This window comes from Pseudonocardia sp. C8, assembly GCF_014267175.1.
Classification (GTDB): Bacteria; Actinomycetota; Actinomycetes; order Mycobacteriales; family Pseudonocardiaceae; genus Pseudonocardia.
In genome coordinates this window covers 3,211,437-3,234,638 of sequence record NZ_JACMTR010000002.1, presented here as the reverse complement: position 1 = coordinate 3,234,638, position 23,202 = coordinate 3,211,437, and the positions used below count along the sequence as shown (strand labels likewise).

The 23,202-nt window shown below is 74.4% G+C and carries 23 protein-coding genes and 1 pseudogene; 8 read left to right on the top strand and 16 right to left on the bottom strand.

All coding sequences use genetic code 11. The features are described from left to right. Positions 1-6: 6 nt before the first annotated feature. From H7X46_RS15565 to H7X46_RS15515, 11 genes are all read right to left on the bottom strand, one after another. Positions 7-786 carry a PIG-L family deacetylase gene (locus H7X46_RS15565; protein ID WP_186360090.1) on the bottom strand — a complete coding sequence of 260 codons (780 nt, stop codon included), beginning with the start codon at positions 784-786 and terminating at the stop codon, positions 7-9. Between the two features lie 80 nt (positions 787-866). Next, positions 867-1,355 (bottom strand): hemerythrin domain-containing protein, encoded by a 489-nt coding sequence (locus H7X46_RS15560; protein WP_186360089.1) that lies wholly within the window; start codon positions 1,353-1,355, stop codon positions 867-869. A gap of 45 nt (positions 1,356-1,400) precedes the next feature. Further along, positions 1,401-1,652 (bottom strand): hypothetical protein, encoded by a 252-nt coding sequence (locus H7X46_RS15555; protein ID WP_186360088.1) that lies wholly within the window; start codon positions 1,650-1,652, stop codon positions 1,401-1,403. A 29-nt stretch (positions 1,653-1,681) separates the two neighbouring features. Next, complete coding sequence (locus H7X46_RS15550; RefSeq protein WP_186360087.1) at positions 1,682-2,284, bottom strand: universal stress protein; 603 nt, start codon at positions 2,282-2,284, stop codon at positions 1,682-1,684. A 72-nt stretch (positions 2,285-2,356) separates the two neighbouring features. Next, a complete protein-coding gene (locus H7X46_RS15545; RefSeq protein ID WP_186360086.1) occupies positions 2,357-2,692 on the bottom strand; it encodes a DUF202 domain-containing protein in 336 nt (111 codons plus the stop codon). Next, complete coding sequence (locus tag H7X46_RS15540; protein ID WP_186360085.1) at positions 2,689-3,072, bottom strand: YidH family protein; 384 nt, start codon at positions 3,070-3,072, stop codon at positions 2,689-2,691. Before H7X46_RS15540 ends, H7X46_RS15545 begins: the two co-directional genes overlap by 4 nt. 10 nt (positions 3,073-3,082) lie before the next feature. After that, positions 3,083-3,982: a LysR family transcriptional regulator gene (locus tag H7X46_RS15535; RefSeq protein ID WP_186360084.1), complete on the bottom strand. Its 900-nt coding sequence runs from the start codon at positions 3,980-3,982 to the stop codon at positions 3,083-3,085. A gap of 4 nt (positions 3,983-3,986) precedes the next feature. Continuing rightward, positions 3,987-4,835 (bottom strand): CoA ester lyase, encoded by an 849-nt coding sequence (locus H7X46_RS15530; protein ID WP_186360083.1) that lies wholly within the window; start codon positions 4,833-4,835, stop codon positions 3,987-3,989. Then, a complete protein-coding gene (locus H7X46_RS15525) occupies positions 4,832-5,986 on the bottom strand; it encodes an acyl-CoA dehydrogenase family protein (protein ID WP_186360082.1) in 1,155 nt (384 codons plus the stop codon). The genes H7X46_RS15530 and H7X46_RS15525 overlap by 4 nt, the downstream gene beginning before the upstream one ends. A 23-nt stretch (positions 5,987-6,009) precedes the next feature. After that, positions 6,010-6,912, bottom strand: coding sequence for a hypothetical protein (locus tag H7X46_RS15520; protein WP_186360081.1), 903 nt, complete (start codon positions 6,910-6,912; stop codon positions 6,010-6,012). Positions 6,913-7,066: 154 nt separating this feature from the next. Further along, the gene (locus H7X46_RS15515) at positions 7,067-7,699 is read right to left on the bottom strand and encodes a TetR/AcrR family transcriptional regulator (RefSeq protein ID WP_186360080.1); all 633 of its coding nucleotides are present in this window, start codon (positions 7,697-7,699) and stop codon (positions 7,067-7,069) included. Between the two features lie 319 nt (positions 7,700-8,018). On the opposite strand from H7X46_RS15515, the gene H7X46_RS15510 reads away from it, so the two are divergent. From H7X46_RS15510 to H7X46_RS15485, 6 genes and pseudogenes are all read left to right on the top strand, one after another. Continuing rightward, positions 8,019-8,573, top strand: coding sequence for a DUF2269 family protein (locus H7X46_RS15510; RefSeq protein ID WP_186360079.1), 555 nt, complete (start codon positions 8,019-8,021; stop codon positions 8,571-8,573). A gap of 135 nt (positions 8,574-8,708) precedes the next feature. After that, on the top strand, positions 8,709-9,218 hold the full coding sequence (locus H7X46_RS15505; protein WP_186360078.1) for a hypothetical protein: 510 nt from the start codon (positions 8,709-8,711) through the stop codon (positions 9,216-9,218). Between the two features lie 75 nt (positions 9,219-9,293). Then, the gene (locus H7X46_RS15500) at positions 9,294-9,695 is read left to right on the top strand and encodes a hypothetical protein (RefSeq protein WP_186360077.1); all 402 of its coding nucleotides are present in this window, start codon (positions 9,294-9,296) and stop codon (positions 9,693-9,695) included. A 1,188-nt stretch (positions 9,696-10,883) separates the two neighbouring features. Continuing rightward, positions 10,884-12,157: pseudogene (locus tag H7X46_RS15495) on the top strand (integrase core domain-containing protein). An 84-nt stretch (positions 12,158-12,241) separates the two neighbouring features. Further along, on the top strand, positions 12,242-14,524 hold the full coding sequence (locus H7X46_RS15490) for an HNH endonuclease signature motif containing protein (RefSeq protein WP_186360076.1): 2,283 nt from the start codon (positions 12,242-12,244) through the stop codon (positions 14,522-14,524). 488 nt (positions 14,525-15,012) lie between these two features. After that, positions 15,013-16,065, top strand: a complete 1,053-nt coding sequence (locus tag H7X46_RS15485; protein WP_186360075.1) for a hypothetical protein — start codon at positions 15,013-15,015, stop codon at positions 16,063-16,065. Between the two features lie 86 nt (positions 16,066-16,151). Here H7X46_RS15485 and H7X46_RS15480 read toward each other — a convergent pair whose 3' ends face one another. Together H7X46_RS15480 and H7X46_RS29730 are read right to left on the bottom strand one after the other, a co-directional pair. Further along, positions 16,152-16,904 (bottom strand): DUF5995 family protein, encoded by a 753-nt coding sequence (locus H7X46_RS15480; protein WP_186360074.1) that lies wholly within the window; start codon positions 16,902-16,904, stop codon positions 16,152-16,154. Between the two features lie 121 nt (positions 16,905-17,025). Next, complete coding sequence (locus H7X46_RS29730) at positions 17,026-17,160, bottom strand: hypothetical protein (RefSeq protein ID WP_255426143.1); 135 nt, start codon at positions 17,158-17,160, stop codon at positions 17,026-17,028. Between the two features lie 197 nt (positions 17,161-17,357). On the opposite strand from H7X46_RS29730, the gene H7X46_RS15475 reads away from it, so the two are divergent. Next, the gene (locus H7X46_RS15475; protein ID WP_186360073.1) at positions 17,358-18,659 is read left to right on the top strand and encodes an AI-2E family transporter; all 1,302 of its coding nucleotides are present in this window, start codon (positions 17,358-17,360) and stop codon (positions 18,657-18,659) included. Between the two features lie 130 nt (positions 18,660-18,789). Next, positions 18,790-19,383 carry a hypothetical protein gene (locus tag H7X46_RS15470; protein ID WP_186360072.1) on the top strand — a complete coding sequence of 198 codons (594 nt, stop codon included), beginning with the start codon at positions 18,790-18,792 and terminating at the stop codon, positions 19,381-19,383. A 15-nt stretch (positions 19,384-19,398) separates the two neighbouring features. Here the strand turns inward: H7X46_RS15470 and H7X46_RS15465 are convergent, their stop codons facing one another. From H7X46_RS15465 to H7X46_RS15455, 3 genes are all read right to left on the bottom strand, one after another. Next, positions 19,399-20,175, bottom strand: a complete 777-nt coding sequence (locus H7X46_RS15465; protein ID WP_370588792.1) for a TetR/AcrR family transcriptional regulator — start codon at positions 20,173-20,175, stop codon at positions 19,399-19,401. Further along, on the bottom strand, positions 20,168-22,075 hold the full coding sequence (locus H7X46_RS15460) for an MFS transporter (protein WP_370588791.1): 1,908 nt from the start codon (positions 22,073-22,075) through the stop codon (positions 20,168-20,170). The genes H7X46_RS15465 and H7X46_RS15460 overlap by 8 nt, the downstream gene beginning before the upstream one ends. 118 nt (positions 22,076-22,193) lie before the next feature. After that, on the bottom strand, positions 22,194-23,141 hold the full coding sequence (locus H7X46_RS15455; protein WP_186360071.1) for an acyl-CoA desaturase: 948 nt from the start codon (positions 23,139-23,141) through the stop codon (positions 22,194-22,196). Positions 23,142-23,202 lie beyond the last annotated feature (61 nt).

Genomic DNA, 23,202 nt, shown 5'->3' with positions numbered 1-23,202 from the left:
CGACCTTCACCGTTCCTCCTCGTACGGATCCGCGTCCGCCGCGCGGTTACCCGGGGCCCCTGCGGGACATGCGTTCCGGCCGGGCGGGAGCTCGCGGAAGTAGACCTCGACCGCACCCCGGCAGTGCTGCCGCGCGGCCGGGGAGAGCACCGCCCGGGTGGCGCCGGGCGGGGTCCGGCACCGGGACGTGTGGGCGGCGGCGGCCCGCGCCTTCGCCGCACGGTCCGCCGGGGACAGCGTGAGGCGGTGGGCGCGGTCCCACGGCACGTCGGGGTCGGTCGGGTCGCACCGGGTGCGGGCCCGGACCGGGAAGCCGTAGCCGTGCGTGGTCGCCGCGGCGACGCAGGCCCGGCCGACGGCGGCGTGGTCCGGGTGCGGGTCGCCGCGCCACGGGCCCACCCAGGCGTCGGCGCCGGCCAGCCGCGGGCCCAGGGCGGCGGCCAGGTCGTCCTCGTGCAGCGCCGGGCCGAGCCGGTCCACCTGCGCCGGGACACCGAGCTCGGCGAGGGCCTCGTCCAGCTCGGCCCGGCAGGTGCGGCCGGTGCCCGCCCGGTCCGGCCGGCCGGCCCCGGGCGGCGCGGCCCCGCCGTCGCCGGCGACGACCAGCTCGACGGTGCCGCCGGCCGCGGTGACCGCGCGCATCAGCCCGCCGGCGCCGAGCGGCCCGTCGTCGGGGTGGGTGGACACGACGACCAGCCGCCGGATCGTGGACGGGTCCAGGTCCCGGAACGCGAGCGTCGTGGTGGCGTCGTCCCAGACGTCGGCGGCGTGGCGGGGTGCCAGCACGCCTGCCCACCGGGCCCGGTGCGGCCGGGAGGTCGCGGCCGGGCCTGTGCCCATCCGGCCTGTGCTCGTCCGGTCCGCGCTCATCCGGTCACCGGCGCCGGCCCGGACCGGTCGTCGGTGCCGATGCCGAGCTCGCTGCGCGCCGTGTCGGCGAGATCGTGCAGCTCGGTCACGGTGAGGCACTTGCGCAGCACCGGGAGCCGCCGGCCCTCGACGCCCTCGACGTGCCGCCGCGCGGACGCCGCCAGCTCCCGCAGGAGGTCGGCCGCCGCCGGGGACCCGGGGCCGACGTCGGTCAGCTCGGCCGCGAGCCGTTCGAGCTGCTCGTGCTCCTCGGTGTCGGCGTCGGTGCACCGGTCGCCGTCGTCGAGACAGCGCCGCAGCAGCGGGTGCAGCAGCCGTTCCTCGGTGACGCAGTGGCGGCGGACCGCGTTGACCGCACGCAGCGCCAGGTCGGACCGCTGCGGGCCGTGGTCGGCCGCGGCGGCGTGGTCCAGCAGGTCGAGCAGGGTGCGGTGGTCGCCGACCAGGACGTCCACCAGGTCACCGGTTCCGGAGTGCGAAGTCACGGCCGCCGTATCACCGCTGGTGGACCGCCGAAACCCGGCGCGGGCTCAGCGGGCCGGGCCGTCGTCGCGGTCGCCGCGCACCTCGGCGCCGGTCTCGCCGGCGCCCTCGTCGGAGCCGCTGACGCGCCCCACGTGGGTACCGGCCGGGCCGGTCCCGGTGGTGGACGGCGCGTCGCCGCCCTGCGCGCCGGCCCCACCGGTCTCCCGGGCGTTGGCGAGGTTCGGGTCGGGCTCGACGTCCTCGGCGGGGCCGCGGCCGCGCAGCCGGTCGAGGAGCCGGTTGAGGAGGGTCACCATGGGCGCTGCGTACCCGGGCGGCCGCAGCCTCACGCGTGGCCCTCGGACGGCACCACCACGACCGGGACCTCCGCCAGGCGCAGGCAGTCCAGCACGGTGGAGGCGGGCGCGGCGAGCCGGGCGGGACGGTCGTTGCCCACGACGAGCAGGCCCGCCCCGCGGGAGATCTCGGCGAGCACCTCGGCGGGGCGGCCGCGCCCGACGATCACCGGGACGTCCGGGGCCTCCTGCCGGACCGCCGCCTCGGCCTGGGCGCGGGAGTCCTGCTCGGTGTCGGTCCGGGTCCGGGCGCCCCGCGGGTGGGTCTGGACCGGGCTGCGCCACGCCGTGACCGCGACCACCTGCCGGCCGGGGCCGCCCGCGTGGTCCAGCGCCCAGCGCAGGGCCGCCCGGGACACCGCCGAACCGTCGATCCCGACGACGACCGTGCCGGGCCCGATCGACGTCGTGCCGGTCCGCGGCGCGGCCGCGGCCCCGGTACCGGCGGTGCCCGGGGCACCCCCGGCCCCGACGGGCGGGCCGGTGTCGGCCGGCGGGGAGCCGCCCTCCGGTGACCGCTCCGGGCGCATCTGGTCGACGTGGTCCTTCGGGTGCAGGTCCGAATGGCCTCGCTCCGACTCGCCGTGCCGCATGCCCGTGCCTCCTCGTGATGGCTGCCTGGGCGCGGTGACTACCCCGCACGGAGGGTGTTCATGCGGTGGCGCTCACCAGGTGAGCACCGCCACCAGGCCGGCACCGGCCAGGGCGACGGTGAGCGCGGACGCCGCGACGACCAGCCGGCCGTCACCGTGCGGCGGGCGCGCGGCGTCCGGCGCGGCCGGGAGCCTGCGGCGGCCCCGCCGGTACGCGTGCACCATCAGGCCGGTCCCGCAGAGCGCGGCCACGAGCATCGGCAGGACCGCGACCGCCCCGAACCGGTCGGCGAGGAGGCGGGCACCGACCAGGGCACCGACGACCAGCGCCAGGCTCGTCCGCGACCAGGCCAGCGCGGTGCGCTCGGACTGCAGCCCCGGGTCGAACCGCTCCTCCGGTCCGGTCACGCCACCGCCATCCCCGCCCCGACCAGGACGGCGGTGACCAGCACGGCCAGCGCCAGCGGGAGCCCGAGGGACGGGGCCGGGAGCGGGCGGGACAGCCGGATCGACCGCTCGACCCGGCTCCAGGAGAACCAGGCGACGGCCGCGACGACCGCACCCGTCACGACCAGCAGCACCGCCGCGGCCAGCCGGAACGCCGGGTGGATCCCCGCGGCCAGCGCCTCCAGGGCGACCCCGCCGGCGACCAGCGCGAGCGACGTGCGGATCCAGGCCAGGAACGTGCGCTCGTTCGCCAGGGAGAACCGCGGGTCGGGCTCGCTGCCGTGGCCGTAGACCGACCGCGGGAACCGGCGCTCCGCGGGTGGTGACGGTCGGTCGTCCATGGCCGGGAGTCTAGGGCCCGGTCGCCCGCTCCCCGAACCACGCGGTGACGAACCCGGCGAACCGCTCGGCCACCGGCGGTAGCGGCTGGTCGCGCAGCCGGGCCAGCCCGATCATCCGGTGCGCCGAGTCGTCGGTGAGCGGCAGGTAGGCGACCCCGGGTTCGGCGCGCTCCGGGCGCGGTTCCGGCACGACCGCGACGCCGAGGCCCGCGGCGACGAAGCCCTCGAGCGTGCCGATCTCGGTGCTCTCGAACGCGACGCGCGGGTGCAGGCCGGCCCGCGCGCACAGCTCGTCGGTGAGCCGCCGTAGCCCGATCGGCTCCCGCAGCGTGACGAACGGGTCGTCGCCCGCCTCGGCGAGCGCGACCCGGGCCCGGCCGGCGAGCCGGTGCCCGTCCGGGACGGCCAGGCAGAGCTGCTCGCGGTACAGCCCGGTCCAGGCGAGCTCGTCGCCGTCCGGGCGTGGCGCGGTGAGCCCGAGGTCGGCCCGCCCGGCCAGGAGGTGCTCGACGATCTCGTGCCCGGCGGCCTGGGTGAGGTCGAACCGGACCTCGGGGACGTCCGCGCGGTAGGCGCGCAGGATCGCCGGGGTGACGCCGGCGGCGATGGAGTGCAGGAACGCCAGCCGGATCGTGCCCCGGTCGGGGTCGCGCAGCGTGCTGATGCGTTCCTCGGCGGCCGCGAGCTCGGCCAGGCCGCGGCGGGCGTGCTCGAGCATGATCGCGCCGTACGGGTTGAGCCGGAGCCGGCGGTGGACCCGGTCGAACAGCGGCGCGCCGACCCGGCGTTCGAGCCGGGCCAGCGCGCGGGACAGCGTGGGCTGGGCGAGCGAGAGCCGCTGCGCGGCCTCGGTCATGTGCTCGGTCTCGGCGAGCACGACGAACCACTCCAGCTCGTCCACCGTCGTCATCTGGTCATGATGTCACCGATTCCGATGCGTCGGCCGCATCGTCGCCGGCCTGCCGGAGGATCTCGCGGGCGTGCGCGAGGATCGGCGCGTCGATCATGCGGCCGTCCAGGCGGAACACGCCGCCGCCGTGCTCCGCGGCGGCGGCCAGCATCTCGCGCGCCTCGGCGACCTCCCGGTCGGTGGGCCGGAACGCCTCCCGCACCACGGAGACCTGGCTCGGGTGGATGCACGCCTTCGCGGCGAACCCGGCGGCGACGGCGGCCTCGGCATCGCGACGCAGCGTGGTGAGGTCGGCGATGTCGACCAGCACCGTGTCGATCGGGACCACCCCGGCCGCGCGGGCCGCGTAGAGGATGCGGGTGCGGGCCTCCTCGACCGCAGGCCGGTAGCCGCCGTCCGGGGTGCGGCCGGGCCGCCCACCGAGGTCGGCGACCAGGTCCTCGCTGCCCCACATCAGGCCGACGCAGTTCGGGGCGTCGGCGATCGCGGGGGCGGCCAGCACGCCGCGGGCGGTCTCGCACAGCGCCACCACCGGGCGTGGCGCGAGCTCCTCGACGTCGGCGGCCAGGTCGGCCATCGGGAGCATCACCGGGACCCGGGGGTAGGCCGCGAGCGCGGCCACGTCGTCGTCGTGCCAGGGGGTGCCGGGGGCATTGATCCGCACCAGCACCGCGTCCGGATCCAGCTCGGACAGCTCCGCGAGCGCGAGGGCCCGGGCTTCGTCCTTGTCGTCCGGGGCGACGGCGTCCTCCAGGTCGATGACCACCGTGTCCGCCGCGGCCGCGGCCTTGGCGAACCGGTCCGGACGGGTGCCGGGGCAGAACAGCAGCGCCGGGCCGCGCAGCGCGTTCACGACCGCTCCAGCCCGCCGCGCTTGACCAGCTGGGCGGCGATGACGTTGCGCTGGATCTCGTTGGTGCCCTCACCGACGATCATCAGCGGGGCGTCGCGGAAGTAGCGTTCGACGTCGAACTCGGTGGAGTAGCCGTACCCACCGTGGATGCGGACCGCGTTCAGGGCGACCTCCATGGCGATCTCGGAGGCGAACAGCTTCGCCATACCGGCCTCCATGTCACAACGCTCGCCGGCGTCGTAGCGCCGGGCGGCGTGCAGGATGAGCTGGCGGGCAGCAGTGATCTTGGTGGCCATGTCGGCGAGGTGGTTGCCGACCGACTGGTGCTGCCAGATCGGCTTGCCGAAGCTCTCCCGTTCCTGGGCGTAGCGCAGCGCGTCGGCGAGCGCGGCGTCGGCGACGCCGAGCGCCCGGGCCGCGACCTGGATCCGGCCGGTCTCGAGGCCCTTCATCATCTGGGCGAAACCGCGGCCCTCGACCCCGCCGAGGACGGCATCGGCGGGCACGCGCATGTCGTCGAAGACGAGCTCGCAGGTCTCGACGCCCTTGTAGCCGAGCTTGGACAGGTCCTTCGACACGGTCAGGCCGGGGCCGTGCTCGACGAGCAGCACCGAGATGCCGCGGTGCTTCGGCTCGGCGGCGGGGTCGGTCTTGCAGAGCAGCGCGATCAACCCCGAGCGGCGGGCATTGGAGATCCAGGTCTTGGACCCGTTGATCACGTAGTGGTCGCCGTCCCGGCGGGCCTGGGTGGACATGTTCTGCAGGTCCGACCCGCCGCCGGGCTCGGTGAGCGCCATGGTGGCGCGCAGCTCGCCGGTGGCCATCCGGGGCAGGTAGCGGTCCTGCTGCGCGCGGGTGCCGAACGCGACGAGGAGCTTCGCGACGACGGTGTGCCCGCCCATCGCGCCGGCCAGGCTCATCCAGCCGCGGGCGAGCTCGGCGGTGACCAGCGCGTAGCAGGGCATCGAGACCGGCGCCTCACCCCAGGGTTCGGGGACGGCGAGCCCGTAGATCCCGAGCCGTTTCATCTGCTCGATCCACTTCTCGGGGTACTCGTCGCGGTGCTCGACCTTGTTGACCTGCGGTTTCACTTCCCGGTCGACGAACTCGGCGACGGTGTCGACGACGGCCTGCTCCTCGGTGCTCAGCACGGGATCTCCTGGATGGGTGGGGGTCAGCGGAACCGGACGGTGGCCGTCAGCGAGGGCTTCGCGCCCTCCGCGGCGACGGTGATCGCGGCCTGGTCGCCGTCCCGGTCGCCGGTCGCGACGATCGGCGACGGCAGGAACGCGGGCCGGGACAGCCGGTACTCGACGGCGGAGACCCGGTCGTGCGGGGCGTGCCGGCGGGGCAGCTCGAGGGCCAGCAGTGCCATGAGCGGGCCGTGGATCACCAGGTCCGGGTAGCCCTCGACGGTCGTCGTGTACGGGTGGTCGTGGTGGATGCGGTGCCCGTTGTAGGTGAGCGCGCTGAACCGCGAGAGCAGCACCGAGTCGGTCGGCAGCCGCAACCGCCACTGCGCGTCCGGCTCCGGCTCCCCGGTGTCCGGGCGCGGTGTCCTGCGGCGCGGGGTCCCCTCCGGTTCGGAGCGGTAGACGAAGTCCTGCTCCTCGACGGCGACGACGCCGGAGCTGCTGGTGCCGGCCGTGCTGTGGCCGACGGTGAGCTCGCTGCGCACGGTCACGAACAGCATCTCGCCGGAGCGGCCGGCCTTCGGGGTCACCGAGGCGACCGACGAGCGGCTGTGCAGCACCGCGCCGAACGGGATGTCGCCGTACCGGTGCAGCCGGCCCCCGGCGGCCATGCGGCGGCGGCCCGGGATCGGCGGGAGGAACGGGCCCTCGGCCGGGTGGCCGTCGTCGCCGATCTCCGAGGTCCGGGGGTGGGGGAGCAGCAGCAGCCAGTGCCACAGCGGGGGGAGCGGGTCGCCGTCGCCGGTCGCCGGATGCTCGGCGTCGACCAGGTCGGCGAACGCGGCGGCCGGCCACGGGTCGACCCGGCGGCTGGTCGCCACGACCGGGGGTTGCCAGTCCTTCACGAGCTCGGCGAGGGTTCCGGCGGTGGCGCTCTCGGGCACGACACTCCTTCGTCCGTGGAACGCGGCCCGCCCGCGGAGCGGGGAGGCCGACCCGAGCATTCTGGCCGGTCCGGTATCGATGTGGGAAATGACGATCACGCCGGACGTCGATGTGTCCCGGACATGACTCCTGGTCGGACGCCTCGGCCCGGCGTCACCCGTCGGCGGCGCCGGCCGCGCCTGCGGGGGCGTTGCGGGTGCCGACCGGCGCGGCCGCGAGCATCGGCTGCACCGTGGCGACGACCATGCGGGCGGCGTCGGCGCCGGTCACCCGGCCCGCGCGGACTTCCTCGGCGGCACCGTGCAGGACGTGGTGCGCGGCGTTGACGAGCCAGGTCAGCGGCAGGTCCGTGCGGAACACGCCCTCGTCCTGACCGCGCCGCAGGAGCTCCTCGAACCGCTCGGCGGGGTCGGCGTGCAGTTCCCGGATCCGTCCGGGTGACAGGGTGTTCTGGGCAGCGGTGAGCAGCGCGATGGACTCGGCGACCAGCGACCAGCTGGACTCGAGGAGCCGTCCCACGGCCTCGCGTGCGTCACCGGTCAGGTCGACGGCGGACAGCGCCCGTTCGCCGGCCCGGAGCGCGTCGACGAGGGCGGCCTCGACCAGCTCGGCCCGGCTGGGGAAGTGACCGTAGAGGGTCATCCGCCCGACGCCGGCCGTCCGGGCGATGTCGTCGATGGTGGCCTCGGGGTCGGCACTGAGGCAGCGCCGTGCCGCCGACACGATCCGGGTGATGCTGCGTTCGGCGTCTGCGCGCCGGCGCGGACGCGCCTCCGGGCTGGGCATGATCGCCATCCTAAGTACCTTGTACAGGCGAGTACAGGTTAGTACCGTCCTCCCTTGCGAACTCGTACTCTGGAATACGAGATCGATTCCGGTGCGGGAGGCCTCGATGTCGGGTCCGGCGGGGATCGGTGAGACGTCTGCGGGCACCGACTGATGATCGCCCGGCTGCGGAGCGGCCGGCGGAGCCGTCGGTGTCCCCCGGCCGGTATCGCGGGAACCGCACCGCCGCCACGTCGTCCGCCCCTACGCCGCAGAACGTAGGAGCGGGGTCATCACCGGACGGACGACACGGGGCACGCCGGCGGGGAGGGTCTACCCCATGACCAGAGCCTCGGCGTCGCACACGGTGCCGGCCGCCGCCCGTCGCCGCCTCGGCATCCGCAGCCGCCGTGCCGTGCTGATCGTCCACATCGCCTCCTCCGGGGCGTGGCTGGGCGTCGACGTCGCCATGGCCGTGCTGATCGTCACCGCCGCGACCACGGACGACCCGGGAACGGTGGTGTTCACCCTGCAGGCGCTGGAACTGGTCACGGTGTGGCCGTTGCTGGCGTGCGGGCTGCTGTGCCTGGGCTCCGGGGTGGTGCTGGGTCTGGGCACCAGGTGGGGTCTGGTCCGTTACTGGTGGGTCGCGATCAAGCTGGTGCTCAATCTGGTGCTCACCGCGCTCGTCGTGGCCTCGTTGCAGTTCGAGGTCGCGGAGCAGGCCGATCGGGCCCGCCGGTCGGCCGCGGGGGAACCGGTCACGTTCGATCTGGGCAACCTGGTCTTCCCACCGACCGTGTCACCGACGTTGCTGCTGATCGCGCTCACGCTGTCCGTGGTCAAGCCGTGGGGGCGTATCCGGCGGATCCGCCGCGGACCGACCTCGGGGTGAGGCACCGATGCCGCCCCGACGCTCACCTGAACCGGCGGTGCCCGTCACACCGCCGCGCTCTCCGTCGACCGGCTCCTGCGCGCCGGATGCGTGCTGGGGCACATCTTCGAGACACCTCCGGAAAGGAAGTGCGTCATGAGATCCCGCTCGTTCCCGCTCACCGACATGCCCTGGCTCCTGATGCTGGTCCTGGTGGCGATCGGGCTGCCGCGCACCGTGCTCGCCGACCTCGACATCGTGGCCCCGGAGAGCTCGCTGCTGTACTACGTGCTCGCTCTCGCCCCGTTCGCCGCCTGGCTGGCCGTCGCCGTCCTGCGACCGACCCGGCGACCGGTGCCGGACTTCCTCGTCCTCGGCGTGCTCTACGGGCTCTCGCTGGTCCTCGCGCACCAGCTCCTGTGGCACGCACCGGGTGCGGAGCACAGCATCCCGCAGGGCGCGATCGATTTCGCCCGTGGGTTCGCCCCGGCAGGACAGGAACTCGCCCTCCGTGGTTACACCGCGGTCGTCAGCCTCGGAATCGGGATCGGCACCGGGTTGGTCGCGGCCGTCGCCGCGGTCATCGCACGCACGGTCCGAAACGCCCGGCACCGTCACCTCACACGAGTCACGGTGCCCGCCACGAGTGCTGAGGGTGAGCATTGAGGTCGGCGTCCGTCGCCCCATCACCAGCCCAGATCCACAAGCTGTCCGGAAGTGAAAGGAAAGACAATGTCCGTAGTGCGCACACTCTCGCCCGCCACGCTCGTCCATGTCGTCAGCCTGCTCGTGGCCTGTGTCGGTTTCCTCGTCCTGCTCGTCGGTGGGGTCCCCGAGCTGCAGCCGTTTCCGCCCGGTGTGATCGTCCTGCTGGTCGCCGCGGCCGCGGTCCTCGCGATGCCGCGCCGCCGCTGGGTTCCACTGATCGGGGTCGTGCTGTGCCTGGCCATCGCAGGCGGGGCGTTCTTCGTCTATCCCGGTACCACCGAGCGGTTGACCGACCCGGCCCAGTTCCCGCTCTGGATCGGGACCGTTCTGCAGATGGGCGGGGTGATACTGGCCGCGCTCGCCGGGATCGTCGCCGCGCTGCCGACCAAGCGTCGTGACCTGGCCGGCCGGGATCGCGCGGGGGAGTCCCGATGACGGACCTCCCGGCCGTCGGCGGCGTGATCGACTTTCGACGCTCGTTCGACCTGCGCGTTTCCGCCGTGGTGAGGGCGGTTTCGTGCTGATCGACTCATTGGTGTCGGTCGAGGTGCACGTTCCCGCCGTGACCTGGGCGAGTTCGTGCTGATCAACTCGTCCGTGGCGATCAACCTGCACGTTTCCCGCCCCGGCGCGGGCGTGTTCGTGCTGATCGACTCAGCGGTGTCGGTCGAGGTGCACGTTCTCGCCGCGGCGGGGGCGGGTTCGTGTTGATCAACTCGCCCGGGTCGGTCGAGGTGCACGTTCTCGCCGTCGCCCGGGCGCGTACGTGCTGATCCACGCGCCCGCGTCGGTCGATCTGCACGTTTCCGGCCCGGCGCGGGCGTGTTCGTGTTGATCGACTCGCCGGTGTCGGTCGATCAGCACGTTTCCGCCGTCGTCAGGGCGGGTTCGTGTTGATCGACTCGCCGGAGTCGGTTGACCTGCACGTTTCCGGCCCGGTGAGGGCGGGTTCGTGCTGATCGACCTGCCGCAGCGGGCGGTTGCACGTCCTTGACGCCGCCCGCGCCGGTGGGACGCGCCCTCGCCGCCCGTCCGCCACCCGGCCGGCGACCTCAGCCGGCCGCCGAGGCGAGCGCCTTCCGCAACCGCTCCACCGACGACTCCAGAACCACCGCGCGGCCAGCTCGTCCAGCCGCTGCGGGTCGGCCGGAGCGACCGGCAACGTCACCTCGGGATGGCTGAGCTCCACCGGTGCGTCGGGCACCACTCGCACCACCGGCTCGACGACGTCGAGGTACGCCCGGGCCGCGGCCAGCTTCGCCCGCACCCCGGCCGCGAGCCGGGTGTCCCCGGCGGTGCCGACCGCGTCCAGCAGCTCCGCCCACGACCCCGAACCGGCCGACCAGCGTCGCGGCCGTCTTCGCGCGCGGTGATACGTGGCCGACCGCGGGGGCATCGCAGCCGCCTTCGCCGGCGTCGCCGAGGGGAACGGGAGGCCCCGCGGGTGCTCCTCGCTCGCCTCCCTGATACCGGGTTCGAGCGCGTGTCATGTCTCAGGACATCGGTGACGGTCCTGTGTCAGGACATCGGTGACGCTGTGGGTGTTGTTGGTGGTGACACTTCCGTCGTGAGGCTGTGGCGGTGGCCGCCCATGACCCCATCGACCCTCGTGTCCGCCTCGCGATCTCGCAGTGGCCTGATGACGCGCCGCGGGGGGCGGTTTCGACGTTCTGCATCGAGCACAACATCTCGCGCAAGTCGTTCTATGAGCTGCGGAAGCGCGCTCGCGTTGACGGGCCCGCAGCAGTGCTCGTGCCCAGGTCCAGGCGTCCGGGATCGAGTCCGTCGAAGCTGACCGAGCAGGTCAAGGCCCACGCTGTTGCGGTGCGGGCCGCGCTTGAAGCGTCCGGTCTGGACCACGGCCCGATCAGTGTTCACGAGAAGATGTGCGCGATGGGCCTGGGATCGGTGCCCTCGACGGCGTCGTTGGCAAGGATCTTCCGTGAGGCCGGTGTCGCCCGACGCGAGCCGCGTAAGAAGCCCCGCTCGGCGTGGCGGCGGTTCGTCTACCCGGCGCCGAACGCGTGCTGGCAGCTCGATGCCACCGAGTACGTGCTGACCGGCGGTCGCAAGTGCGTGATCTTCCAGCTCATCGACGACCATTCCCGCTACGCGCTTGCCTCTCACGCCGCGGCCGGTGAGACCGCCAAGGACGCGATCGCGGTCTTCGACAAGGCCGTGGCCGCCCACGGCGTGCCGCAACGGCTGCTGTCGGACAATGGGCTCGCGCTCAACCCGTCGCGACGGGGCATGGTCGGCCGGCTCGTGGCACATGTCGCCGCGCTGGGCACCGAGGCGATCACCGGCAAGCCGCACAAGCCGACCACCCAGGGCAAGAACGAACGCTTCCACCAGACCCTGTTCCGCTACCTCGACAAGCAGCCGCTGGCCGCCACACTCGCCGAGCTCCAGGCCCAGATCGACGCGTTCGACCACCTCTACAACTCCGAGCGCCCTCACCAGGGGCTGCCCGGACGGATCACACCGCTGGCTGCGTGGGAGGCCACTGCCACGGCCGACCCACCCCGCCCGAAGCCGGACCGGCCCGTCTACCGGCCACCGGCCCCCGTCGTGGCGCCCCGGCCGACCCCGCCCGCAGACCTGCCCGCCGGCACACGGCTGAGAACGGTGAACTCCGCCGGAGTCCTCTACCTCGACAAGGTGCACTACAAGATCGGCGGCGAGCACGCGTTCGGACAGGTCCTCATCGTCACCGACGGAGACCAACCAGGCGACAAGATCATCGTCACCGACCTCGACGGCGAGATCCTCGTCGAGCGAACCCGACCCGCTCCCGGCATCCGCTACGTCGGCAACGGCCGCCCCCGCGGAAGACGCCCGAAGAACCCGGGAACGTCACCGAAGTCCTGACACATCAACCGTCACCGATGTCCTGATGCAGAGCTGTCACCCATGTCCTGAGACATCACACCGGGTTCGAGCGCGTCGATACTGTCGTACCTCGAATGTATGTTCGAGGCATGCTGGTGGGCACGGTTCCCGACGGCCTGGCGGAAATCCCGCCCGGCCCGGAACTGTGTGCCCTGCTGGCCGGGCTCGACCCGGACCGGGTGCCCAACGGCGACACCGTCACGCTGTTGCAGGCGCTGCGGCGGCTGCGCTCGTACGTCGACGCCCACGAGCTGGCCGCGATGGCCGCGGTCGGGCGCTGTGACCCGGACGCACCGCTGTGGTCGACCACCCGGCTGCCGGAGCCGGACCCGGACTGCCGGATGGAGATCGCGGTCGCGCTCACCGTGACCGAGCTGACCGCCTGCCGCGAACACGCCCTGGCCGAGATGCTGGTCCACCGCCTACCCGCGGTACACGCCGCCCTGGCCGCCGGAGACATCGACAAGGGCCGGGCCGCGGTGTTCGCCGACCTGCTCGAACCGCTCTCCGACGCCCAGAACGCCAGAATCGTGGCCGACCTGCTGCCCAAGGCCTCGGGCTGGACCAGCGGGCAGCTACGGGCCCGGCTGCAGCGACGGGTGATCGCCATCGACCCCGACGCCGCCCGCCGCCGCTACCGCCGCGCCCTGCGCGAGCGGCGGGTGATCTGCTACCTCGACCCCGAGGGCACCGCCACCATCACGGCCAGCGGGCTCGACCCCACCGCCGCCCAGGCCGCCTGCGAACGCCTCGACGGGCTGGCCCGGGCAATCCGGGCGGCCGGGCACCCGGCGTCGTTGTCGTGCATCCGGGCCGACCTGGCCACCGCGCTGCTGGACGGCAGCCTGCACACCCTGACCCAGGACCAGATCATCACCACCATGCTCGACCGCGCCACCGAGCACGACGACCCCACCGACCCCGACCCCGACGATCCCGCGGGTGCCGCCGACACCGGCGAGGGCGACGGCGCGGACGGCGAGGAGGATGAGGGCGGGGGCGGCGACGGTGGTGGCGGGGACGGCCCCCGCGATCCGGGCCCGCACGACAGCACCGGCCCCGCCGGGAACGCCGGCGGGAGCGACGACAGCACCGGCACCGCTGCCAGCACGGGCGGCAGCAGCACCGGCGGCGGCAGCTCGGGCGGCAGCGGCAGCGACGCCACCGGCAGCACCGGCCGCCGCGGCAACGCCACCGGCAGCGCCGGCAGCACCGGTGGCAGCGGCAGCACCGACCGCAGCGGCAGCGGCATTGGCTGCACCGATTGCACCGGCGGCAGCGGTAGCGCAGGCGGCAGCGACAGCACCGCCGGCGGCGACAGCGGTGGGAGCGGCGATGGTGGCGGCGATGGCAGCGGTGAAGGTGGTGGTGGCGTCGGATCCGACGGCCCTGGCTCCGCGGCGTCCACGCCGGTCCCGGAGCCGGCCCGGCCCGGTATCGAGATCCGGATCCGGCTGGCGACCCTGCTCGGCCACGACGACCACCCCGCCGAGATCCCCGGCCTGGGCCCGGTCCTGGCCCCCACCGCCCGGGCCTGCGTGGCCCGCCACCGGCACGCCGAGTGGCGGTTCGCGATCACCGACCCCCACGGCCACCTCATCCTGGCCGGCACCACCCGCCACCGCCCACCCACCGACCCCACCCGCCACACCGGCCACACCGGGGCCAGCGGGGCCACCGGGGCGGCCAGGACCGGCGGGGCAGCCAGGACCGGCGAGGGCCCGCGGCCACGGACACGGCAGGCCCACGGCGGCACCGTCGAACTCCAGATCCCCGCGGACCTGCTGGCCGCACTCGCCGCCGACCCGCCACCCGGCTGGGCACCCCTGCTCGCCGACCTGGCCGCCCAGTACGCCCGCCGCGACCAGCTCCACGCCGACCTCGACGCCCGCGCCGGCGACCGGTTCCCACCCCCCGCGCTACGCCGCCACATCGAAATCCGGGACCGCCATTGCACGTTCCCGGGCTGCCGCCGACCGGCCCGCAAGACCCAGCAGGACCACACCCACGACCACCGCCACGGCGGCCACACCGTCACCGGCAACCTCGGCCCGCTCTGCGTCCTGCACCACGCCCTCAAGATCGCCGGACGCTGGCAGCTGCACCAACCCGCACCCGGAGTGTTCCGCTGGCGCAGCCCCCTCGGCCACATCTACCTCACCCGCGGCGAACCGGTCAGCGAACCCCTCGGCGACCCGATCCCCGACCCCAGCGCCGACCACGACCCACCCCGACCACCGGACCCCGAACTCGACGAGCGACCGTTGTTCGACCCGACACCCCGACCAGCGCCACGACCACCACCGGACACGCCGACCAGCGACCGCGCCCCACCGGGGCAACCCGCCGACGATGACGCCCCGCCGTTCTGATCTGACCGGCCACCGAGCTGGCCCAGACCCGGGAACGGGGTCAATCACCCGAGCCGGGAGCTCGACCGTGCCCGCGCCGATCGGGCAGGACAGCGCCGACGGCACCCACCGGCCGTCCTGCTCCGAGGCCGGGGCCGTGCCTCGGGAGGCCCGGCCGGTGGCCGGCCGGCCTGACCCGGCCCGGGCCCGAGCCCGGGCGCGGGTCCCGGTCGGCCTCGCCCGTCGGTGTCGTTCGCCGACCTCGCCCGCAGGCCATCATGACCAGCCCGCTGACCAGCTGCTGGCCGTCTCGACGCCACCGCGCCCGACGGCCGGGCATCGACGTCCGCGCACTGCGACGGGGCGCTCCCTCGGCGGCCGCTCCCTCGGAGGGGCGCTCCCGCTCCCTCGGCGGGCCGCTCTCTCGGCGGGGCGTTCCTTCGGCGGGACGCGCGGTCCGGGTAGTGCTACGCACGCGGACCGCGCCCGGCCGGTCGTACCGTCGCGTCATGACCGCCGACCGACCGGACACCGCGACCGCCACCGACCGCGACGAGGGGCGGGTCGCCACGGTGCGCGGCGCCCGCCGCGCGATGATCGTGGCGGTGGTCGGCTCGCTCGTCGTGGCCTCCGCCATGGGCATCGTCGCGCTGCTGTCGGGGGAGTTCGGCGATCTGCAGGGTCGGATCGTGCTCACCACCCTGGTCGTCGCCGCGTTCGGGACGACGGCGCTGTGCCACCTCGCCGTCGTCACCCGGGCCGTCCGGGTCGTCGGGTTCGTCGGGCTGGCCGGCAGCGTCGGGGCGGCGGCGTGCGCGCTCGTGCTGATCTGGCGGGACTGGGACGTCCCGAGCGGCGGCGAGGAAGGGCTGTTCAAGGCGCTGATCGTGCTGACGATCCTGGCCGTCAGCCTGGCCCACGCCAACCTGCTCCTGCTGCTCTCCGGGCGTCGGCACGCGGCGATCCGGATCGGGCTCGCTGTCACCCTGATCGCGATCGCGGTGGTCGCCGTGATGATCGTGATCCCGGTGCTGACCGACGGCGAGGTCCCCGGGTCCGACGACGGGTGGTACTGGCGCTGGCTGGGAGTCGCCGGGATCGTCGACGCGCTCGGCACGATCGCACTACCCGTGCTCGGGCTGGTGCTGCGCCCGCCGCGGACCGATCCGCCCGGCCCGGCATCGTGGGCCGATCGGGCCGGCCGGGCCGACCAGACCGAGCGGGCCGGACCGGCCGACCGGACACAGCAGACCGGCCGGCCCTGGTGGGCCGGGCAGCAGACCGATCGGGCCGGGCAGACGGTCCAGGCAGAGCGGGCCGGGCAAGCGGACCGGACAGCGCGGGCCGTGGGCCCGGCAGGGCGGGCCGGGCAGGCGGACCAGACAGCGCGGACCGGCGACCAGATCGAGCGAGCCGGGCAGGAAGCGCGGCCGGAGCAGCCACGCACCGTCCGGCTCGTGCTCGACCTGCCACCCGACCTGGCCGCCCGCCTGGACGAGCACGCGGGCGGCGGCTCCTGGGAGAACGCCGCGCTGGACGTCCTGCACCGCGGCCTGCCGTGACCCGGGGCGCACCGGTGGGCCGGGCGTGCCCGGATCACAGCAGGCCGGGCGCGTGCCGGATCAGGGCGGGCCGGGTGCGCGCAGGATCAGGGCAGGCCGGGTGCGCGCAGGATCATCCAGCCCAGCACCTTCGCGGCGTTGTCCAGCCGCTCGGTCTCCGACCTGAGTGCCCGCTCGTAGGCGTCGGGGTCCTCGCGGTTCCTCCACACCTCGAACGCGGCGTCCCAGGCCTGCCCGCGGGTGACGCGCACCAGCAGATCGGACATCGCATTGCCGAACAGGTCGAGCGTGCCGCCGTCCCGGGTACCGGCGAGGAACGCGTCGAACTCCTCGCGCAGCTCGTCCATCTCCTCGGCGAAGATGTCGTTGACCTGGTCGTAGTCGGCCCGCCGGGCCTCGGTGGGCGGGAAGTCCTTCCAGGTCTCCAGCAGCGCAAGCGCGAGGTCGTAGTTGACGTGCGCGTTGACCCCGCAGGCGGCGAAGTTGACGTGCCCGATCGTCTGCTCGCGCCTGCGGTCGAACAGCAGCTGCCAGCAGGCCGGCGCGGCGCCGTCGGGCCGTTCGTGGGCGGCGATGGCGTCCAGGTAGCGGCGGGCGAACACGACGTCGAGCCGCTCCAGGAACGCCGGATCGTCGAACCTCCGGGTGGGGTGCGAGCCGTCGAGCGTCCGGAGGACGTTCTCGGTGATGATGGTGTAGAGCCGGGTGAAGCAGGAGATCCCGTCCAGCTCGGGGGCATTGATGTCGGCCGCCGACTGGTCGCGGATGGCGGTCAGGGCCGCCACGACCTCCGGGACGGTCGTCACCTCCCCGCAGTGGACCGAGAGGTTGTGGGGCATGCGGTGCCTCTCCTGGGGTCGGGTCGCGGTGGTCGCGCCGCGTCACCTCGGACGCCCGCGACGTCACCGATACGGTCGGTGGCCGACCGTATCGGGTGCGTCCCCGGAGACGGCGCCGCGGTCACTGCAGCGACGGCGTCCGCGTGTCGTAGTTCCGCCGCGTCTGCAACCGGCGCGGGTGGCCCCGCAGCACCTCGCGCAGCGTCGCGGTCGCCCCGACCACGACGGTGGCGGCGAGCAGGATCTGGGTGAGCATCGGACTACCTCCGGTCGTTCCTCGGTTCGACACCCAGGATCCGCTCGCTCCACCGGGCCGGACAGGGGCAGGAAGGACAGGGTTCGGGTAATTCCTGCCACAGCTTCGCCCGCCGGGCCGCCGGTCTGCGGGGCGGGCTCGCCGGTACGCCGTTAGGGTTCCGCGGAGCATCCGGTAGCGGACGAACGGGGTGGAGCATGGAGTCGCGGTCGCAGCCGGCGGTCCGGGAGGACGAGCAGGTCGCGCGCCGCCAGGACCCCGCCGCCGGGTCGGTGCTGAGCCCGCCGCACGCGCCGCCGGTCGCGAGCCGGGGCACGGTGATCGGCAACGGCCTGACCTGGCTGGCCGCCTGGAGCCTGCGGGTCGGGCTGATCGCGGTCGGTCTGGTCCTCGTCGGCTACGTGATCGGCTCGTTCTGGGTGGTGCTGTGGCCGGTCGTGCTCGCCGTGCTGTTCACGACGGTGCTGCGCCCGCCGGCCGGCTGGCTCATCCGGCACCGGATTCCGCCTGCGCTCGCGTCGATCGTCGTGCTGCTGCTCGCGCTCGGCGCGATCGCCGGGGTGTTCGTCGGGATCGTCCCGTCGGTCGCCGGGCAGGTCCAGCAGATCTCGGCCGCCGTCGTCGCCGCGCTCGGGCAGATCCAGGTGTGGGTGTCCGGGCCGCCGCTGAACCTCGGCGAGGGCCAGATCGGTGACATCGTCAACCAGGTCACCCAGCAGCTGCAGCGCAGCGCGTCCGCGATCGCGAGCGGTGTGCTCACCGGGGTGTCGACGGTCGCGTCCGGCCTGCTCTCGATCGTCCTGGCCCTGGTCCTGACGTTCTTCTTCGTCAAGGACGGGCCGCGTTTCCTGCCGTGGCTCACCTCGATCTCGGGGCGCACGGCGGGCGGTCACATCGCCGAGGTCCTGTCCCGGATGTGGGCGGTGCTGGGCGGTTTCATCCGGGTGCAGGCCCTGGTCAGCCTGATCGACGCCGTGCTGATCGGCATCGGGCTGGTGCTGCTGAGCGTCCCGCTGGCCCTTCCGCTGGCGGTCCTGACCTTCCTCGGCGGGTTCATCCCGATCGTCGGCGCGCTCGTCGCCGGCACCCTGGCGGTGCTCATCGCGCTCGTCACCCAGGGGTTCGGCACGGCGGTCGCGGTCTTCGTGCTCGTCGTGGCGGTGCAGCAGGTCGAGGGCAACGTCCTTCAGCCCATCCTGCAGGGGCAGAGCCTGAAGCTGCACGGCGCCGTCGTGCTGCTCGCCGTCACCGCGGGCGGGTCGATCTTCGGGATCGCCGGGGCGTTCCTCGCGGTGCCGGTCGCCGCCGTCGTCGCGGTGCTGCTGCGCTACCTCGGCGAGGAGATCGACAAGCGGGACCGCCGCTTCGCCGAGGTGACCGGGCAGGACGGTGCCGCGCCCACCGCGGGGGAGACCGCGCCGGCCGAGGACGGCACCGCACCCGTCGACGGCGACGCCGCCGGCCGGCCGCTGGGCGACGGCGACCGTCCACCTGCCTGAACGTGCATCGCCTCACGGAGTGATGTCCCTCCCGAGAGGGATGTCTCGATCGGATAACGGGGGTAGTTGTCGAGGGTGGGCCCGCATCGACGCCAGGACGCGGGCCGGACCGGACCCTCGAGGAGGAACGATGCGTACTGCCGACGGCCCCGGCCGGACGGGACCGCGGCCGGCGCCGGGCGGGGCGGACCGCCTGCGCCGCACGGCGAGCCGCTGGGAGGACGTGCTGTCGGTCGGGCTCGGGCTGCTCGTCGCGGTCGGGCTGCTGGCGGCGTGGCTGGCGGGATCGTCCGCGCACGACCGCGTCCTCGAGCGCGGGGCGACGGAGGCCGCCGAGCGGAACGCGGTCGAGGCCGTCGTCACCGAGCGGGCCACCTCGGTCGCCGACGTGCAGTCCGGGCTGCAGGCGCTGACCGTGTCGTGGACGGCACCGGACGGGTCGGCCCGCACCGGCGGCACCTCGCTCCCCGGCATGTACCAGGTCGGCGACCGGCTCACCGTCTGGGTCGGCCCGGACGGCCAGCTGACACCGCCGCCGTCGACGCCCACGGACGCGGTCACCGTGGCCGGCGCGGCCGGGTTCATGACGCTCGTCGTGTGGGGCGTCGCGCTGGTGGGTCTCGGCCACCTGGGTTTTCGCTGGACGGGGCGCCGGTTCGCCCGCGCCTGGGAGCTCGACTGGGCGGACGTCGAGCCGCAGTGGTCGGGGCGCCGGACGCCCTGACCGCCGGCCGGTCCGTCAGACGCGGACGCCGTCCGCGGCGCGGAGCCCGGCGTCGAACACCGCCATCGCCTCGTCGATCAGCCGGGCCAGGTCGGGGGAGCGCGGGTCGCGACCGTGGTCGCCGAGCCAGTGCTGCACGGCGACCCGCAGCGCGGTGACCCCGGCGGCCGCGGCGAGGGCCGGGAACAGGTCGCGGGCCGGATCGGTCCCGGTCCGGGCGACGACGACCGCCGCGAGCTCCCGCTCCAGCTCGCCGAACGCGGCCATCTGGTGGGCGGCGACGGCCGGGTGCCCGCGCAGCGCCCGGAGGTGCCGGACCCGCTCCAGGTATCCGGGGTCGGTGACGACCGCGTGCAGCGCGTGCCGCAACGCCTCGCTCACCGGCTCCTCCGGCGGCCGTGCGGTCAGCGCGGCGACCAGGATCCGGCCGGTCGGCGCGTTGCCCGCGACGATCGCCTCCTCCTTGGACGTGAAGTAGTTGAAGAACGTCCGGGGCGCGACGTCGGCGGCGTCGGCGATCTGCTCGACGGTCACGTGGTCGACACCGCGCTCGCTGCTCAGCCGGAGCGCGGCCGAGGCCAGCGCCGCCCGGGTCGCCGCCTTCTTCCGCTCCCGCCGGCCGGGCGGCCGCCCGGCCCCGGCCGGGTCGCACTGCCCGGCCACGGCAGGATCCCGCCCGGCGAGGGCCGGGTCCCGCTCGGCCACGGCAGGATCCCGCCCGGCGAGGGCAGGCTCTCGCCCGGCCACGGCGGGCTTGTGCCGGGCCACGGCGGGCTCCTGCTGCTCAGGCACGGCAGGCCCCCGTGTCGGCCCGGGCCGGCGGCCGCACCGACACGATCTCGGGCCGGTCCGGTCCGGGCAGCGGCTCCAGGTCGACGTCGAGCCGCATGCCCTCCAGCGGCACCGTCACCCGGCGCGCCGCGGGCCTGCCCTCCCACCGGTACACGGTGGACACGGTGCCGGTCGCGACGCAGATCCGGTAGCGGCCGCCGTCGTCGGCGCGGGTGCGGCCGAGCTCGGTGCCGTCGCGGTCGAGCACGGTCAGCACGGCACCCGCGGCCGGGGCGCCGTCGGCCCGGACGACGCCGTGCAGCACCGCGCCGGCGGCGGTGCGGGACGGGGCGGGGCCGGCGGGGTCGGTGTCCGGGGCGGCCGGCTCGACGTCGAGGGTGTCGCGCAGGGGGCGCTCCCGCAGGAACAGGATCGCGACCAGGGCCAGCACGGCGAGCGGGGCGGCGATCAGGAAGATGTCCGCGATCCCGTGACCGTAGGCGTCCATGACGATCGAGCGCACCGGCTCCGGCAGCCGGGCGAGGTCGGGCACCTGCCCGCCCCGGGTCGCGCCGCCGCCGTCGACCCCGGCCGCGGCCAGGCCGGACGCGGTCCGCGTGGAGACCACCGAGGCCAGGAGCGCACCGAGCCCGGCGACCCCGGCCGAGCCGCCCAGCGAGCGGAAGAACGTGACCGTCGAGCTCGCGGCGCCCATGTCGCGCAGCGCCACCGTGTTCTGCACCGCCAGGACCAGGTTCTGCTGGGTCATGCCGACGCCGGTGCCGACGAGGAGCATCGCGACCGCGACCTGCCAGTAGGGCACGGTCGAGGAGATGACGGCCGCCCCGAGGGCCAGACCGGCCACCAGTGCCACCCCGCCGGTCACCAGGTGGCGCTTCCACCGGCCGTAGCGGGTGATGAGCTGCCCGGCGACGGTGGAGGCCAGGAACATGCCGACGATCATCGGCAGGGTCAGCACTCCGGCCTCGGTGGCGGTGGCGCCCCGGGCGAGCTGGAAGTACTGCGAGAGGAAGATCGTCGAGCCGAACATGGCGACGCCGACGAACAGGCTCGCCACGGTGGCCAGCACGAAGGTGCGGTCCCGGAACAGGAACGGGGGGACGACCGGGTCCTTCGCGCGGTGCTCCACGAGGACGGCCAGGCCCAGCAGCCCGGCGCCGGCCGCGATCAGCCCGAACGAGGTGGGGGAGCCCCACCCGAACTGCTTGCCGGCCAGCGAGGTCCACAGCAGCAGCGCCGAGACGCCGGCGGCGATCAGCAGGGCGCCGAGGTAGTCGATGGTGACGTCGTCGCGTCGGTCGGTGGCGACGTTCAGCGTGCGCTGCAGCACGACCAGCGAGATCGCGGCAAGCGGGACGCCGACGAAGAAGCACCAGCGCCAGCCCAGCGGGGAGTCCACGATGATCCCGCCGAGCAGCGGGCCGCCGACCACCGCCAGCGACATGATCCCGCTCAGGTACCCCATGTACCGGCCCCGCTCGCGCGGGGTGATGATCGCGGCGATCACGACCTGGGTGAGGGCCTGCAGACCGCCCATGCCGAGGCCCTGCAGCACCCGGAACCCGATCAGCTGGGACGTCGACACCGCGAGCCCGCACAGCAGCGACCCGACGAGGAAGACGCCGATCGCGCACTGGACCAGCAGCTTCTTGGAGTAGAGGTCGGCGAGCTTGCCCCAGATCGGGGTGGACGCCGTCATGGCCAGCAGCGACGCCGAGACCACCCACGTGTACTCGGCCTGGGTGCCGCCGAGGTCGCCGAGGATCCGGGGCAGCGCGTTGGACACGATCGTGCTGGACAGCACGCCGACGAACAGCGCCATGAGCAGGCCGGTCAGGGGGAGCAGCACGTCGCGGCGGTGGGCGGCGGCCTCCTCGGGAGAACGGGTAGTTGACGTCACGCAACTAGTATGGCGACAAACGTGCACAGCGTGCAAGTTTGCCGAGCGTGCTTCGGCGCACAGCCGGGAGTGCGGCGGGGTGCCGCCCGCGGAGAGCGGTCCGCCGGCCGGTACGGCCTCAGGTCGAGGCCGCCTGCTCCGGGCGCACCGCGAGCTTGGCCAGCCGCTTCTCGGTCGGCCACCGCACGTCGTAGGCCCAGCCGGCCTTCTCGCACAGCCGGATCACGCCGGCGGAGATGTCGATCTCCCCCTTGCCGACGCCGTGCCGGGCCGAGGTCGGGTCCGCGTGGTGCAGGTTGTGCCAGGACTCGCCCATGCTCGGGATCGCCAGCAGCCAGACGTTGGTCGAGCGGTCCCGGGCCCGCCACGGCCGCTCGCCGACCAGGTGACAGATCGAGTTGGTCGACCACGCCACGTGGTGCGAGACCGCGACCCGCACCAGCCCGGCCCAGAAGAACGCCGTGAACGCGCCCCACCACGACCAGGTGGCCAGCCCGCCGACCAGCCCGGGCCCGAAGACGGACAGGATCGTCAGCACGGTGAAGCCGCGGTGCACCCGGTCGATGTCCCGGTCGGCGAGCAGGTCCGGGGTGAACCGGCGCTGGTCGGTCAGCGAGCGGTCGAAGATCCATCCCATGTGGGCGTGCCAGAACCCGCGCACGAGCGCGGCGGGGGAGGTGCCGTACCGCCACGGCGAGTGCGGGTCGCCCTCGGCGTCGGCGTAGGCGTGGTGGCGGCGGTGGTCGGCGACCCAGTGCCGGATGGGCCCCTGGACGGCGAGGCTGCCCGCGACCGCCAGCGCGATCCGCAGCGGGCGCCGGGCCTTGAACGAGCCGTGCGTGAAGTAGCGGTGGAACCCGACGGTCACGCCCAGCATGGAGATCACGTACAGCGCGAGGGCGAGACCGGCGTCGAGCCAGGTCAGGCCCCAGCCCCAGGCGAGCGGGACGGCGGCGACGAGGGCGATCGCCGGGACGATCGCGAACGCGTAGACGAACAGGTGCGGGACGGGATGGCGGAGCCGGTCGGAGAGGTCTCGGGGAGCGCCGGGCCGGGTGTCGGTCACGATCTCCGATCGTTCCCGGTCGCGGCACGGTCGGCAGTGGGGAGAACCCCCATGCCGTGGC